The 14,032-nt window shown below is 68.3% G+C and carries 11 protein-coding genes and 1 pseudogene; 2 read left to right on the forward strand and 10 right to left on the reverse strand.

Features of this window, described 5'->3' with window-relative positions; all coding sequences use genetic code 11:
* Positions 1 to 20: 20 nt before the first annotated feature.
* Together ACTH43_RS04485 and ACTH43_RS04490 are read left to right on the forward strand one after the other, a co-directional pair.
* Positions 21 to 167: pseudogene (locus tag ACTH43_RS04485) on the forward strand (TM2 domain-containing protein); the annotation flags it as partial.
* Positions 168 to 422: 255 nt separating this feature from the next.
* Positions 423 to 1,205: a hypothetical protein gene (locus tag ACTH43_RS04490; RefSeq protein ID WP_441443822.1), complete on the forward strand. Its 783-nt coding sequence runs from the start codon at positions 423 to 425 to the stop codon at positions 1,203 to 1,205.
* A gap of 83 nt (positions 1,206 to 1,288) precedes the next feature.
* Here ACTH43_RS04490 and ACTH43_RS04495 read toward each other — a convergent pair whose 3' ends face one another.
* From ACTH43_RS04495 to ACTH43_RS04540, 10 genes are all read right to left on the reverse strand, one after another.
* Positions 1,289 to 3,412 carry a beta-galactosidase gene (locus ACTH43_RS04495; protein WP_441443724.1) on the reverse strand — a complete coding sequence of 708 codons (2,124 nt, stop codon included), beginning with the start codon at positions 3,410 to 3,412 and terminating at the stop codon, positions 1,289 to 1,291.
* A gap of 86 nt (positions 3,413 to 3,498) precedes the next feature.
* Positions 3,499 to 4,311, reverse strand: a complete 813-nt coding sequence (locus tag ACTH43_RS04500; protein ID WP_441443725.1) for a carbohydrate ABC transporter permease — start codon at positions 4,309 to 4,311, stop codon at positions 3,499 to 3,501.
* Positions 4,312 to 4,397: 86 nt separating this feature from the next.
* The gene (locus ACTH43_RS04505; RefSeq protein WP_441443726.1) at positions 4,398 to 5,381 is read right to left on the reverse strand and encodes a carbohydrate ABC transporter permease; all 984 of its coding nucleotides are present in this window, start codon (positions 5,379 to 5,381) and stop codon (positions 4,398 to 4,400) included.
* Between the two features lie 4 nt (positions 5,382 to 5,385).
* Positions 5,386 to 6,786: an ABC transporter substrate-binding protein gene (locus tag ACTH43_RS04510; RefSeq protein ID WP_441443727.1), complete on the reverse strand. Its 1,401-nt coding sequence runs from the start codon at positions 6,784 to 6,786 to the stop codon at positions 5,386 to 5,388.
* A gap of 115 nt (positions 6,787 to 6,901) precedes the next feature.
* Positions 6,902 to 7,963, reverse strand: coding sequence for a LacI family DNA-binding transcriptional regulator (locus ACTH43_RS04515; protein ID WP_441443728.1), 1,062 nt, complete (start codon positions 7,961 to 7,963; stop codon positions 6,902 to 6,904).
* Positions 7,915 to 8,382, reverse strand: coding sequence for a hypothetical protein (locus tag ACTH43_RS04520; RefSeq protein ID WP_441443729.1), 468 nt, complete (start codon positions 8,380 to 8,382; stop codon positions 7,915 to 7,917). Before ACTH43_RS04520 ends, ACTH43_RS04515 begins: the two co-directional genes overlap by 49 nt.
* Before the next feature lie 369 nt (positions 8,383 to 8,751).
* Positions 8,752 to 9,825, reverse strand: a complete 1,074-nt coding sequence (locus ACTH43_RS04525; RefSeq protein WP_441443730.1) for an ABC transporter ATP-binding protein — start codon at positions 9,823 to 9,825, stop codon at positions 8,752 to 8,754.
* A complete protein-coding gene (locus ACTH43_RS04530) occupies positions 9,822 to 11,429 on the reverse strand; it encodes an ABC transporter permease (protein ID WP_441443731.1) in 1,608 nt (535 codons plus the stop codon). The genes ACTH43_RS04525 and ACTH43_RS04530 overlap by 4 nt, the downstream gene beginning before the upstream one ends.
* The gene (locus tag ACTH43_RS04535) at positions 11,426 to 12,457 is read right to left on the reverse strand and encodes an ABC transporter substrate-binding protein (protein WP_441443732.1); all 1,032 of its coding nucleotides are present in this window, start codon (positions 12,455 to 12,457) and stop codon (positions 11,426 to 11,428) included. Before ACTH43_RS04535 ends, ACTH43_RS04530 begins: the two co-directional genes overlap by 4 nt.
* A gap of 24 nt (positions 12,458 to 12,481) precedes the next feature.
* Positions 12,482 to 13,900, reverse strand: a complete 1,419-nt coding sequence (locus ACTH43_RS04540) for an MFS transporter (RefSeq protein WP_441443733.1) — start codon at positions 13,898 to 13,900, stop codon at positions 12,482 to 12,484.
* Positions 13,901 to 14,032 lie beyond the last annotated feature (132 nt).

The following is a 14,032-nucleotide window of genomic DNA, read 5'->3' on the forward strand; positions in this document are numbered from 1 at the left end:
CAGAGTTGAAAGGGGCTTCGATGCCATCCCAGCGACGCTACGACCCACGGATCGCCACGATCCTTGCCATCTTTCTCGGCTTCCTCGGAGTCGACCGCTTCTACGCTGGTAATGCCGTGGCCGGAGTGATCAAACTTCTGACAGTCGGTGGCTTCGGCATCTGGTGGCTCATCGACATCGCCCTTTTCGGTGTCGAGGCGTTCCGCGCTATGGGCGGAACGTCGGCGGGCCGATCCCGCGTCCAGACAGGCGCTCACGGCGGAGAAGGGGTCACAGCGCAGCCCGCACAGCCGGATCGCGGTGGAGCTCCCGAACGCAGTCGGGCCCCGGCAGGGAGACGGGACGAGCCTGCACATGTACCCCCGGTCCCGCAAGGGGAAGGAGTTGCCCCGTGGAGCCGCTCGAGCACTCTCACGGAGGTCGTGGGGGAGTACTACCAGCCGGAGTCCTACGAGCGAATCTTCGACGGCTTGCCGAAGGACGGCACCTTCAGCAACTTCGATCAGATCGCTGCGCTCTATCCTGACCCCCATAATCCCCACAGCTCCGGAAACGCCGTTGCAGTATGGATCGACGGCCACCATGCGGGCTACCTCGCCAGCGGAAACTCGTCCAGGTACGCGCCAGTGCTGAAGTCGATGGCGGAGAGCGGGCGTTACCTGACGATGCGTGCTCGGGTCACCGGTCGATTCGACCGGCGGAAGAACCGTTGGGCCGCCGAGGTCGGTCTGGAGCTTCCCGAGCCCGATCAGCTTCTTCCCGCCAATGACGTGCCGTCGGGGGAGATCGTGCTGATCCCCGCGGGGCGGTCGATTCAAGTCACCGAGGAACGCCGGCACATGGATGTTCTCGGTGGCCTGACCGGAGAAGCGCCGGTCAACTACTCCGCCACCTTGCACGCGATCCATGAGGTACGGCCGCGGTCATCATTTGAGACCGTCGAGGTGCGGATCAACGGCGAAGCGGTGGGAATACTGTCCAAAGCTACGGCGGAGAAGGTGCTGCCCCTGGTGAAGCTCATCGAGCATCGTGGACTCGTAGCTGTGGCACGCGCGAAGGTGACGGGAAACGCGTTGAGCGCCGAAGTCACGCTCAACATGATTCGCAGCTCCGAGGCAGAAGCCGAGTGGCTCGCGCGCATCGAGGTACGGCCCCCGGTTCCGCGATCTGCGGACGGTCCGGGCTCGGACGACTGGGAGAACTAGCTGTTGCGGGGCGTGATGTTGTCGGCGCCTGTGCGGAGGCGAGAGGCCCGGGACGCATCTACCGTCCCGGGCACTTTGAGGGGTCAGTGGCGCTGGACCACTACCCGCACGTCCCACGAATCAAGTTCCAACTCGGCGCCTTCCGCCAGTGACGCACCGCTGAGAATGTCCGTCACCGCCCCGGGCAGCGTGAACACGCTCGGTTCCCACGACCAGTTGTGGACAACGTGGACCCGCTCACCAGCTCCGTTCGTCGAGGTCGAGACGGTCTGAGACTCCGTGTCCCGCGTCCAGGCCGGAGCCCCCGCTCCAATCGCCACAGCCCACTTCATGAGTGCTGCCGACGCTGCGGGATCAGGCACCGTTCCCACATAGGTGATCCGCCCGGCACCGGCCTCACGTGTGGTGATCGCGGGCCAGCGGCCATAGTGCGGATGCTCGTACCGGGCCAGCACCGTCGTACCCGCGTCGGTGGTCTGCAACCCGTCGGTCCACAACGTGCCCGTGGCGCCGGCCGGCAGTTCAAATCCCTTAACCGCTCCGTCGGACTCGAGCGGCAATGGCGCCCGCAGGTTGCTGAACTCGTCGTACCAGACCCCCGCCGCCTCGTCGAGCAGCGCAGGCTTCCGCTCGAGCCGCGCCCGGGCTTCCTGGTCCTCATAGCCGGTGCGGATCCCCACCACCAGGTGCCCGCCGGCGTTCGCGTACTCGCGCAGCCACGACAGGTCCTCGTCGGCCGCGATCGTGAACGCGGCCGCGACCAGCACTGGCCGCTTCGCCGCGAACTTCGCCGGCGCCTGTTCTCGCAGCTGCGCCATGTGCACAGCGTTCGCCTGCAGCCCGGCCTCGAACACCCCGCGGGAGAACGCCTCGTACACGGTCTGGTACGAGCGACGATCCGGGCCGCCGTCCTTCGCGAGGGCCGGGAACTCCGCGAGCGACCACTTGCTGGCGTTATCGAACAGCAGCGCCACGTCCGCATGAGGAGTGAGGCCGGTGACGGTAGAGCCCGCCGCCTTCAGCTCTTCCCCGATCTGGGCGAGCTCCCGGTACACGCGGCCCGGCTCCTGGCTGTGCGGGATGACCCCGCCCCAGTATGTCTCCGCGCCGGCGTGCAGGGTGTGCCAGTGCCAGTACTCGATCATCGCCGCACCGCGGGAGATGAGGGCCCAGGCGGCCTGGCGCCACTGCCCGTCGTAGGCGGGCTCGTTCATCCACGTGAAGCCGATCGCCTGGGCGTTCGTCTCGGTGACCAGGAACGGCGCCTGCTTCGTGCCGTACATGCGGTCGGCGTGCGTGATCAGCGACCACACCCCGGTGGTGGTCCAGAACTGGGCATCCTGGGTGGTGTTCGGCAGCTCGAATGAGTCCTGCATCCGGTAGTAGGGGTTTCCGGCGGTGACGTCGAGGTCCTTCGCGACTGCGTGCTCGTCGAGCGTCGGCCGGTCGTAGGAGATGCAGGTGGTGACGAACTGGTCCTCGCGGGAGTACTCGCGCACCACGTCGGCCTGCCAGCTGATGAACCCCGTGGTGATGTCCGCCTGGAAGCGGCGCCAGGCGAGCGTGTACTGCGGCTGGGCATTGGCGTCGGGGCGCCAGAGGTCCGCCCAGTCGCTGAGTCGGTGCGACCAATAGGTGAGGCCCCATTCGCGGTTGAGGTCCTCGACGCTTCCGTAGGTACGGCGCAGGAGATCCACGAACTTCTGGAACACCTGATCGTTCGCGAAGATCTCGTTGCCGGGCTCGTTGTCCACCTGGTAGCCGATCACCGCAGGGTGATCCGCGTAGCGGGCGATGATCCTGCGGATCAGGCGTTCGGCGTGGAACAGGAACGCAGGGTGGGCGTAGTTGATCTCCTGCCGCACGCCCCAGCCCATGCGCTGACCCGTCGTGCGCTCCACGTTGATCTCGGGCACCTGCCGGGCCAGCCACATCGGGGCCGCGTAGGTGGGAGTGCCCAGGATGACCGCGATGCCGTTCTCGTGAGCTGCATCGAGCACCGGCGCGAGCCATTCAAGATCGAAGAAGCCGTCCTCCGGCTCCCACGTGGACCACACGGATTCGCCCACGCGGATCACGGTGAACCCGGCCTCGCGCATCTGGCGCATGTCGGTCTCGAGTCGAGGGGTGGGCTGGTACTCGTGGTAGTACGCGGCGCCGAAGAGCACGTGGTCGGGGAGGGTATTGCGGGGCTGTGGGCTGGACATGGGGTCCTTTCGGAGCCGGTGTGCGGAGTCATCGGTAGTGGGGCGAGACGGGCTCGCATCCCGTTGAGGGTCGGAGGGAGGTCGGGTCATCCCTTCACCGCCCCGGCCACGAGCCCCTCGAGCAGCTGCTTCCGCAGCAGGATGAACACGAGGATCGTGGGGATCGAGGCGAGGACCGCGCCGGCGAGGACGAGGTCGTAGCTTCGGTTCTCGGAGGCGTAGAGGATGTTCAGACCCAGCGGCAACGTGTACTGCTGGGAGTTGGAGATGATCACCAACGGCCACATGAAGCTGTTGTAGCTCTGCAGGAAGCTCCATACCGCGAGCGCTCCCAGGGAGGGGCGCAGCAGCGGCAGCACCACCCGACGGAAGGTGCCGAACTCGCTGGAACCGTCGATGCGGGCGGATTCCAGGAGCTCATCCGGGATGGCCTGCACGATGAACTGCTGCATCATGAAGATGCCGAAGGCCGGAGCCACCCACGGCACGATCAGCGCGAACCACGGGTTCGCCAGGCCGCTCTTCACCACGAGGATGAACAACGGGATCAGGATCACCGCGAAAGGGACCGAGAGCGAGCTGAACATGATGGCGAAAAGGATCCGCTTGCCCCGGAAGCGGAACTTCGCGAAACCGTAGCCGGCCATCGCACACACGAACACGGAGACCACGGTGGCGATGCCCGAGGTGCCGATGCTGATCCCGAACCAGGACCAGAACGGCTGCGTGGTGAGGAGGTTCTGATAGTTCTCCAACGTGGCTGGGTTGGGGATCAGACTGGGCGGCGTGGCGAAGATGTCCCCACGCTGCTTGAACGATCCGCTGAGCGCCCACACCATCGGCAGGATGAACACGACGAGCAGGGCGATCAGGGTGAGGTAGAGCAGGCCCCGTCGCATGCGTGCAGGCGCGGCACCCTGGCGCCGCGGACCGCCCGCTGGAGTCGCCGATGATGTGGCTGTGGTGCGAGTACTGGTGCTGGTGCTCATGAGTCCCTCCCGATGCCGAGGAGCCGGTTCAGGCCCTGGCTGACTGCGAAGACGATGACGAACAGGACCACGCCCGCGGCGGCGGCGTAGCCGAACTGCTGGCGCTCGAAGGCGGCGCGGTAGATGAACATCGCGACCGAGATGGTCGCCTCGCCGGGGCCGCCCTTGGTGAGCAGGTACGGCTCGTCGAACAGCTGCGCGGCACCGATGAACGACGTGACGATGACGAAGGCGGAGATCGGTTTGATGCCGGGGATCGTCACCGCGAAGAAGGTGCGGATCCGTCCGGCGCCATCCAGGGCGGCCGCCTCGTACTGCTCCGAGGGGACGTTCTGGAGCGCGGCGAGGAAGAAGATCGTCAGATACCCGACGGTCCGCCACAGCAGCACGAAGCCGATCGCGCCCTTGGCGATCGTCGGATCCCCGAGCCAGTCCACGTGCGGCAGGCCGAAGACTGCATTCAGCGTGGAGTTCAGCAGACCGTAGTCGCGATCGAAGATCAGGCTGTAGATCAGCGCGATGACGATCGGGGACAGGACCATCGGCACGAAGAACGCCACCCGGAACAGATCCCGGAACTTCAGCCCCTTCGTGTTCAGCGCCTGCGCGATCAGCAGTGCACAGGGCACGACCACCAGGACGGCGATCAGCGTGTAGATGAGCGAGTTGGTGAGTGCGGTCGCGAAGCTCGAGTCGGTCGCGAGGTTCACGTAATTGCGGGCGCCGACGAACTGAGGGGTTCCCAGGCCGACCCATTCGGTGAGGCTGAGGTAGATCGCCGCACCGATCGGGATGATCATGAAGAACACGTACAGGATGTAGAACGGGGCGATGAATGCGTAAGGAGCGGCGCCGCCTCGCAGAGATTGCCGGCGACGGCCTGCGGGCCGTGCCGATCCGCGAGCGGAGCCCGGCCGTTGGGGAGTCCGGAGCAGGGCCGAGACCGTGCCGGAGATGGTCGAGGAGTCAGAAGTCGTCATGGCGTCAGCCCTTCGCTTGGCCGAGGAAGTCGTCGGTGGCGTCGGCGAGCGCCTGGGCGGGGCTCACGTCACCCTTGAAGGCACGCAGCACGTGCCCGGACAGCACCGTGTTCATGATCGAGGTGTCGGCGCTCTGGTGGACCTCGGGAACGTCATCGATGACGTCGCGGAAGATCTCGAAGAGCTTCTGTCCGCCGAAGTACTCGTTCTCCAGCGAGAGCAGTTCCGGATCGTCGTAGACCGAGCGGAGCGTGGGGAGGTATCCCATGTCCTTGTACCGCTTCACCTGCTGGGCGGGATCGAGGTAGGTGCTCACCACGAGGTTCCGTGCGGCCGCTGAGGAGGGCTTGTCTCGCAGCGCTGCGAACCCCGTGCCGCCGCCGACGCCGGTCCGGTGCCCGCCGCCCTCGAAGACGGGCACGGCGGCGACCCTCCACTGGCCCGATTGCTCGGGCACGTTGGGTTGGATGCCGTAACTGGAGTACCAGGACGGCATGTTGACCGCGAGGATCTTCCCGGCCTTCAACCCGCTCTGGATGCTGGGGCCGTACATGTCCGCGACGGTGGCGAGGAAGCCGCTCTGCACGCCGTCCACGAGGAACGCGAGGGTCTCCTCCGCCTCCGGGGTCTGCAGCGTGGGATTGCCGTCGGCGTCGAAGAGGTCTCCTCCGCGCTGCAGCAGATGGATGTGGAAGCACTGGACAGTTCCGCCGGGGTCGTTCACGGCGATGGCGCCGAGGGAGAGCTCATCGGTCTCGGCCAGCTTGCGGCCTACGTCCGCGAAGTTCTCCCAGGTGCCGAACTCCGGGTCGATGCCGAGCCGAGCGAACTCATCCGTGCGGTGATAGAGCACGGTGACCGGGGTGTCGGAATCGAGAGCGTAGAGCGCGCCGTCCTTGCTGAACGGCGTGAGTCGGGCTGCGATCAGGTCGTCCTTGAACGGCTCGACATCTGGAGTCAGGTCGGCGAGGAGCTCGGAGGCGATGTCCCCTCGCAGCATGCGGGCGAAGGCGCCGATCTCGAGGCCCGCGACGTCCGGGGTGCCGGTGCCGGCGACCGCCTGGGCGATGAGCTTGGTGACGAGATCCGACGCGCCGCTCTTGGTGATGGTGACGTCATAGGTGAAGTCCGAGTTCTCCTCGGCCAGCGGGATCGCCTCGGTGAAGAACTTGATGTATCCGTCGTCGTGGGTCCAGAGAGAAAGAGGAACCTCGCCGGAATCGATCGGCGCGCCGGAGCTGCTGCTTCCGCAGGCGCTGAGCGCCCCGGTGAGGCCGATGCCTGCGGTAAGGGCTGCGCCGGAGCGCAGCAGATCGCGGCGGCGCACACCGGACGTCGGCGGGGAAGCGGACGGGATAGGCAGGGCCCGCCGAGATGGACGGATCCTGTTTCTGGAATGGGACATGTGATGCACTCCTGACTGCGCTGTCATATGGGGGTACAGATAGCCGCCCGGGGGTGGTGGCGGGTGTCGTGCTCCGGCGCCGACTCCGAGGGTGGGAAGTGGCGACGAACTGGGGCTACCAGGGGTTGGTCGTCCCGGAGCGGGGTGGAGGGGCCGTCGTCGATCGGTTCACGAACGAGAGCGGCACCAGATGGCGGACGTTCTCCGGCACGGTGCCGTCGATCGTCTGGATGAGCGCGTTCATGCCGCGAAGCGCGGCGAGGGAGAATTCCTGCCGCAGAGTCGTGAGCGGCGTAGGCTGGAACTCGGCGACGTCGATGTCGTCGAAGCCGACCATGCTGATGTCTCCCGGAACCGTGAGGCCCTGGCCGGCGATGGCGGAGATGGCACCGATCGCCATCTGGTCATTGGCGACGAAGACAGCGGTGGGGAGGATGTCTCCCTTCAGCAGCTGCGTCATCGCCTCGAAGCCGCTGCGGGGAGTCCAGTCCCCGGCGACGGCTTCGTGGAACTTCGCACCCTGCTCACGGAGAGCGGACGCCCACCCCTGCTCGCGCAACTGGCTCGATACCCACGCCTCGGGGCCCGCGATGTGGTGCACGGTCTGGTGGCCGAGGGCCAGCAGGTGCTCGGTGGCGAGGTGCCCGCCCGACTCCTCATCCGCGCCGACCACGAGTTCATCCTCGCGGTCCGTGAGACCGCGTGCGCCGAGGGTCAGCACCGCGACGTCGGCGCGGATCTGCAGGGGAGGGCCCTCGAGCTGCTTCGGCTCGGAGAGCACGATCCCTTCGGCACCCTCGTTCAGCAACGTGTCCACGGCGGACTGGATCTCGTCCCGATCGGTGGAGTCAGTGCGGTGGACGCTGAGCGAGTAGCCATCTGCCCGTGCCACCGACTCGAGCGCAGCAAGCGCGGACGTCGGCCCGTGGAACGCCGTCCCCAGTGCGACGACACCGATCCGCCGGGTACGGCGGGTAACGAGCGAACGTGCTGCCGCGTTCGGCCGGAAGTCGAGTTCCTTGATGGCGCTCTGCACCCGCAGGCGCACTTCCTCACGGACGTACGGCTCGCCGTTCACTACTCGAGAGACCGTTTTCTGGGAGACCTGGGCGTGCGCCGCGACGTCCGTCATCGAGACGGCGCGGCGTGCAGAACGGGTCGAGGGACTGCGTGGCACGGGCACCTCCCTTGGTGGGCGTCGACGCTGTTGAGATGGGAGCGTAGGCCGAGTGTGACTGCGTAGTCAATAGTTGGGGCCGGTGCTTGGTGCGGGGTCCAGGCGCGGGCGGCGGCACGGAGTGCGTCGCCCGGGCCGGCACCGATCTCGTCGGCCACCCGGGCCGCGTCGGCGGCGGCCCGGGCGCCGGAGCGCAGCAAGACCAGCACCGCATCGTCCGCGGTGTCGGCGCGCTCGCCGGCCTCGCCGATCGCCTCGTAGGCGGAGCGGATGCATCCGGCGTCGAGCTGTCGAGGCGCGGGGGAGTCGGTGGAGCGGGCGATGTCGGCGGCGACTGCGTCGTGGTCCTGGGCGTCAGGGCCGATGCCGCGAATGATCTGCTCGGCGCGGTCACGGGCATTGAGGGGATTCCTGCTCATGCGGTTCCTCCTGGGATGGTGCGCGATCGTGCGGGGCGTTTCCGGGTGGGGGTTCCTCGCAGTGGTCGGCGCGGTGCGGGTGCGGTGCGGGTGCGGCAGATCCAGTGGACAGGATGTTCCCGGAACACGGTCAAGGGCCTGGCCCGCGAGCCCGGAGCCGGCGGCGCGAGCTGCACGTCTAGCAAATGTGTGTAACTTGACGATGTCTTTGTTGTGGGACGACCAGACGGAGAAGACGGCACGATCAAGAACGTCACCATCATGAGGTTTTCACGCAGCTGATGCGGCAACCGCGGCTCGTAATGTGCGCGTGGGAGACCACCCCGCACGCGAACGTGATCGTGCGCTGCGGGGTGCCGTTCCAGAAGGTCAGTCCGCCACCGCCCACACCGCCTCCGGCACGAGCCCCACCTCGACCACGGTTCCCGTCGGCCAGGGCTCGTCGGTCGGGCCCAGCGGCTTGCGGACCACCAGCGTGCCCGCGTCGGTCTCGACGTCGTGATCGACGTGGTCACCACCGAAGGTCGTCGAGAGCACGCGGCCCAGCCGGGGGTCGACCTCCCGTCGCTCGGCAACCGGGTTGATCGTGAAGGCATGGGGATGCCCGAGCACGATGCAGGTGTCGCCGACTCTGCTCAGCCCAGGGGCCGCCGGGACGTCCCACTGGGTGCCCAGCACGCTCACACGCACCCGGTGCGCGCCCGGTCTGTCGTCAAGGTCGTCGTCCACGGCCTCGACCTGAGTGGACAGGAAGTTGGGCACGCCCACTCGGGTCGCGACCCAGGCGCTCACCGGGTGGGAGTAGACCTCCCGCGGCGTGTCCACCTGGACGATCGTCCCCTTGCGCATGACCGCGATGCGGTCGGCGACGGCGAGGGCGTCGGCCCAATCGTGCGTCACGAAAAGGGAGGCGCTGCCCATCCGTCGGTGGATCCGAGAGATCTCGCGCAGCAGCCCCGCGCGAGCGGCCGGGTCCACGTGCGCGAGCGGCTCGTCGAACAGCATCACCTCGGGCCGGCGCACCAGAGCCCGGGCCAGGGCGACCCGCTGGCGCTGCCCAGCGGAGAGCTGGTGCGGGAAGCGATCGGCGAGGGTGCGCAGGTCCAAGGAGGTCAGCGCCACGTCGAGCTCGTCGGCGGCTCTCGCGTCGCCGCGCCCTCGCTCCAGGGCGAACGCAATGTTCTGCGTGACCGTGAGCTGGGGAAACAGGACCGGTGTCTCGAACAGCATGGTCGCTGGTCGGCGCTCCACGGGCACCCGCTCCATGTCCCGACCGCCGATGCGGACCGTGCCCGCAGGAAGCGGCTCCAGGCCGGCGACGCGCCGCAGCAGCGTCGTCTTGCCCGATCCCGACGGTCCGATCAGGGCGACCATCTCCCCGGGACGGACCCACAGGTCGGTCCCGGCCACCCCCTCGAGCGACAACCCGGCGCGTTCTGTCATGGCGCATTCACCCGCCCAGCGAGGGCTGCGGTGGGCACCGCGGCGACCAGCGCGATCGCGGCCCCGGCGAGCACGGCGATGAATCCGGTCAGGGCGAAGGTCTGCTCGAGGGCGGCACGGTCCAGCAGATCCAGGGCGAAGGACGCCACCATCGGGGCGTCAGGAGTGGAAACGAACACGACAGGGGCCACAGAGACGATGTTGCGGGCCACCACCGCTGCAGCTGTGGCGGCCACCAGGGCGCCGGCCTGCGGCAGCACCAGATGGGCGGCGATGCGCCGGCGACCCGCGCCGAGCACCCGTGCGGTCTCATGCACGGCGAGCGGGACCTGGCGCTGCCCGGCGCGGGCGGCGAGGTGCACCATCGGTACGGCAGGGGCCACGAACACGGCCAGCAGCGCCACCGAACCGGAGGCGAGGGACGCGCCTCCCACCAGCGCCGGCAGCTCGCCCAGCGGCGTGCGGGAGGCCAGCCCATAGGCCAGGAAGAAGGCGATGCCCAAAGTGGTGCCGGGCATCAGCAGCAGCGCCGTCTGCAGGAAATCCGCGCCCCGGGCGAGGCGCCTGCCGCCGAGGCTCGAGGCCCAGGCCGTCGCCAGCCCCACCGGGACCGCGATGAGCAGCGCCACCAGCGCGTACCGCACCGTCGTGGCGATCACCGCGAGCATCGTCGGCGTCAGCAGCGATCCGCTGGAGCCGAGCATCGTCAGCACGGCGGCGAGCACCAGCGTCAGCACCACCGCGAGCACGATGACGCTCAGCATCCGGGAGGCGTGCACCAGGAGCGAGCGGGGCAGCACCAGCGTCGGGCTCGCCCCCCGGCCCAGCCACCGCTCGACCAGCTCTCCCTCGTCGTGGCGTCGCCACAGGACCAGCAGCACCGGCAGCATCGGCAGGGCCAGCAGGAGGGCGATGAGGGCGGCAGTGCCCTGACCGCCCCAGGCGATCACCTCGATGTAGGCGGTGTGCGCGAGGGTCGGCACCCGGCCGCGCAGCACCGCAGGGATCGAGGGATCGGACAAGGCGGTGACGAACAGCAGCGCGGCGGCGACCGCCAGCGGCGCGCGCAACGGCGGCAGCAGCACCAGGCGGATCACCTCGGAGGCGCGCGCCCCATTGACGCGCGCCATCTCGACCAGCCGCGGGTCGACCTCACGCCACGCCATCCGGATCGTCAGATACGGGATGGGGAGGTGCGCGATGACCATCGCGATGGTCATGCCAGCAGTTCCATAGACGTCGGGCAGCACCGCCGTCAGCAGTCCGCCCCGCCCGCCGGCGGCGACCACTGCGGCGGCGACGGTATACGGAGGAACCAGCAGCAGAGCGCCGATGACGGTGTCCAACAAGCGCCTCCATCGTCGAGGAAGGGTGCGGGCGGTCAGCGCCAATGCGAAGGCCAGCACGGCGCCGATCACCGTCACCGTGAGAGCGATCCCGAGAGAGATCGCCACCGTGCGCCCGAGCCCCGGAACACCCTCACCCAGCGCGGAGACCGCCTGGCCGAGCATCCGCAGCAGCGGCCATGCGACGACCAACGCCGCCCCCGCTCCGGTGACGAGCAGGACGGCCACTGCGGCAGCCCGGGATCGGTAGCCGGTCACCGCTCGACCTCCTCGGTGAACCAGGCGAGCAGGCCCTCGCGGCGAGCAGCCCGTTCGGCGAGCGAGGAGCCGATCACCGGGTAGCGGCCGTCTGCGAGGACCTCGGCGAGGTTGTCGGGCAGGTTCGAGCGGGTCGGGATCTGGTTGATGCCACTGGCGGCTCCGGACTGCTGGCCGTCGGCCGAGAGCGCGAAGTCGATGTACTCGCGAGCGAGCTCGGGATGCGGGGCATCAGCCAGCACAGCGACGGCGCCGACCTCGTAGCCGGTGCCATCGCCGGGCATGACCACCTCCACCGCGCTGCCCTCGGCGCGGGCTGCTTCGCAGTAGGGCGCGAAGGTGATGGCCACAGCGGTCTCCCCGCGTGCCACCACCTGGGCGGGGGCAGTGCCGGAGCGGGTGAACTGCAGGACCTGCCCGTACAGGGCCTCTAGATAGTCACGGCCGGCGTCCTCGCCGAGCCGGTCGATCTGCAGCGCCATCGCCGTATAGGCGGTGCCGGAGGTCCGCGGTGACGCGGTGCTGATCTGCCCGTGCAGGGCCGGGTCCAGCAGATCGTCCCAGGTGCGAGGGGCCTCGGCGCCGAGGGCCTCGAGTGCCTGCGGGGCGACGCAGAAGGCCAGCATCGAGGAGTACACGCCGCTCCAGCGATCCTCGGGATCACGGAACGTCGCGGGGATGCCTTCCGCCTCGGGCGAGCGGTACTGCGCGAGCAGGCCTTCGCCTGCGGCTTCGACGTACATCTCGGATCCGCCCCCGTGCCAGACGTCGAACTCCGGCAGGTCCTCACCGTGGCGGATCCGCTCGAGTGCCTCTGAGGTGGGCAGGCGCACCGTGGTCACCGCATGCCCGGTGCGCACCGTGAAATCCTCCGCCCAGGCACGGCAGACCTCGGCGTCGTTGGAGCAGAGGACGGCGAGAGTGCTGTTCCCGGTCCCGCCGCTACCCGCCGCGCACCCCGTGAGGGCCAGCAGTGCGAGCACCACCAGCGAGCACAGGGTGCGCGGCGAGGGACGGGAACGAGACATGATCCCTTGAGGGTAGGACAGGGGTCAGTCGTGGGACGGGGACTCGGCCGCAGCCGATTCCGCGGCGAGCCGCCTGTCCTCACGCGCCTGCATCAGCACCTTCTCGTCCTTGCCGATCACCCACATGATCCCCACGACGAGCAGGGCGCACCCGGTCAGCACCGCGAACGCGAAGTCCCAGCCGAAGGCGTGGACCATCAGGCCCACACCGGAGGAGGCGAGCGTCGCGCCCAACAGGTAGCCGAACAGGCCGGTGAAGCCCGCTGCGGTCCCGGCGACCTGGCGCGGGGAGAGATCGATGGCCTGCAGCCCGATCAGCATCACCGGGCCGTAGATGAGCCCGCCGATGACGGCGACCAGGGCGATCGAGATCCACAGCGGAGCGGTGACCGGGACCTGCCAGTAGGCGACCAGAGCCACAGCCGTCAGGAACATGAACAGCATGCCGGTGCCGGCGCGGTAGCCGCGGAAGACCTTGTCCGAGACCCAGCCGCACAGGAGGGTGCCGATGATGCCGGCGAGCTCGAACGTCACGAAGCCGGTGATGCCGTCCTCGATCTCGGCGCCGCGCACATCGGCCATGTAGACGGTGATCCAGTTCAGGACGCCGTAGCGCAGGGCGTAGACGAACACGTTGGCGACGGCCAGCAGGACGATCACGCGGTTGGTGAGCACGTGCTTGCGCACGAACTGCCACATGGACAGGTGCTCATCGGCCTCGTCGATCTCGACCTTCGCCGGATCGTTGCGATGCTCCTCGATGGGCGGCAGGCCCTCGGATTCGGGGGTATCGCGGATCAGGAAGAATGCTCCCACCGCAACGAACAGTGCGATCACCGCGGGGAACCAGAAGGCGGCGCGCCAGTCGTCGGCCGTCCAGGCCAGAGCCGCAGCCGCAGCCACACCGAGGCCGGCTGCGCCCACGTTGTGCGCGGTGTTCCAGATGGAGGTCTTCCAGCCGCGCTCGTTGGTCGAGAACCAGTGGACCAGGATGCGACCCGAAGCCGGCCAGCCCATGCCCTGGAACCAGCCGTTGATGAACATGACGGTCGCGAACGCCGCGATGGAGCCGGAGACCCAAGGGACGAACGCCACGGTCAGGTTCGTCAGTGCGGACAGGGCGAGGCCGATAGGCAGGAAGTAGCGGGCGTTGGAGCGGTCCGAGACCGTCGCCATGAAGAACTTCGAGAGCCCGTAGGCGAACAGGACGGCGTTGGCGATCAGGCCGATTCCCAGCGTGCTCAGCCCTTGGTCCTCCATCAGGAGTGGGGCCACCAGGGAGACGTTGTTCCGGATCAGGTAGAACCCGGCGTAGCCGAGGAAGATGCCGAGGAAGACGTTGACGCGTCGGCGGGGGTAGGCCCGCTTCACCTCGTCCTCATCCAGTCGGGGCTTTGGCGGTGGGGCAGAGAGGAACCCGCTGCGCTTCGTCGGGGCAGACATCGTTCTCCTTCGTCATTGGGGGAGGGGTCGAACGGCAGAGGCGGCCCGGGGTCCGCCCGTGACCGGTGCGCTGTGGCAGCGCGCGTCCGTCCCCCATAGCCTGCCGAGGCGGCGGTAACCGTGGGGTGGCGC

Source organism: Brachybacterium sp. (assembly GCF_052095815.1).
Lineage (GTDB): Bacteria > Actinomycetota > Actinomycetes > Actinomycetales > Dermabacteraceae > Brachybacterium.

Coding starts and splice junctions, on each gene's coding strand:
- ACTH43_RS04495 (WP_441443724.1), bottom strand. CDS start 3,412: ATGTCCAGCCCACAGCCCCGCAATACCCTCCCCGACCACGTGCTCTTC.
- ACTH43_RS04500 (WP_441443725.1), bottom strand. CDS start 4,311: ATGCGACGGGGCCTGCTCTACCTCACCCTGATCGCCCTGCTCGTCGTG.
- ACTH43_RS04505 (WP_441443726.1), bottom strand. CDS start 5,381: ATGACGACTTCTGACTCCTCGACCATCTCCGGCACGGTCTCGGCCCTG.
- ACTH43_RS04510 (WP_441443727.1), bottom strand. CDS start 6,786: ATGTCCCATTCCAGAAACAGGATCCGTCCATCTCGGCGGGCCCTGCCT.
- ACTH43_RS04520 (WP_441443729.1), bottom strand. CDS start 8,382: ATGAGCAGGAATCCCCTCAATGCCCGTGACCGCGCCGAGCAGATCATT.
- ACTH43_RS04525 (WP_441443730.1), bottom strand. CDS start 9,825: ATGACAGAACGCGCCGGGTTGTCGCTCGAGGGGGTGGCCGGGACCGAC.
- ACTH43_RS04535 (WP_441443732.1), bottom strand. CDS start 12,457: ATGTCTCGTTCCCGTCCCTCGCCGCGCACCCTGTGCTCGCTGGTGGTG.
- ACTH43_RS04540 (WP_441443733.1), bottom strand. CDS start 13,900: ATGTCTGCCCCGACGAAGCGCAGCGGGTTCCTCTCTGCCCCACCGCCA.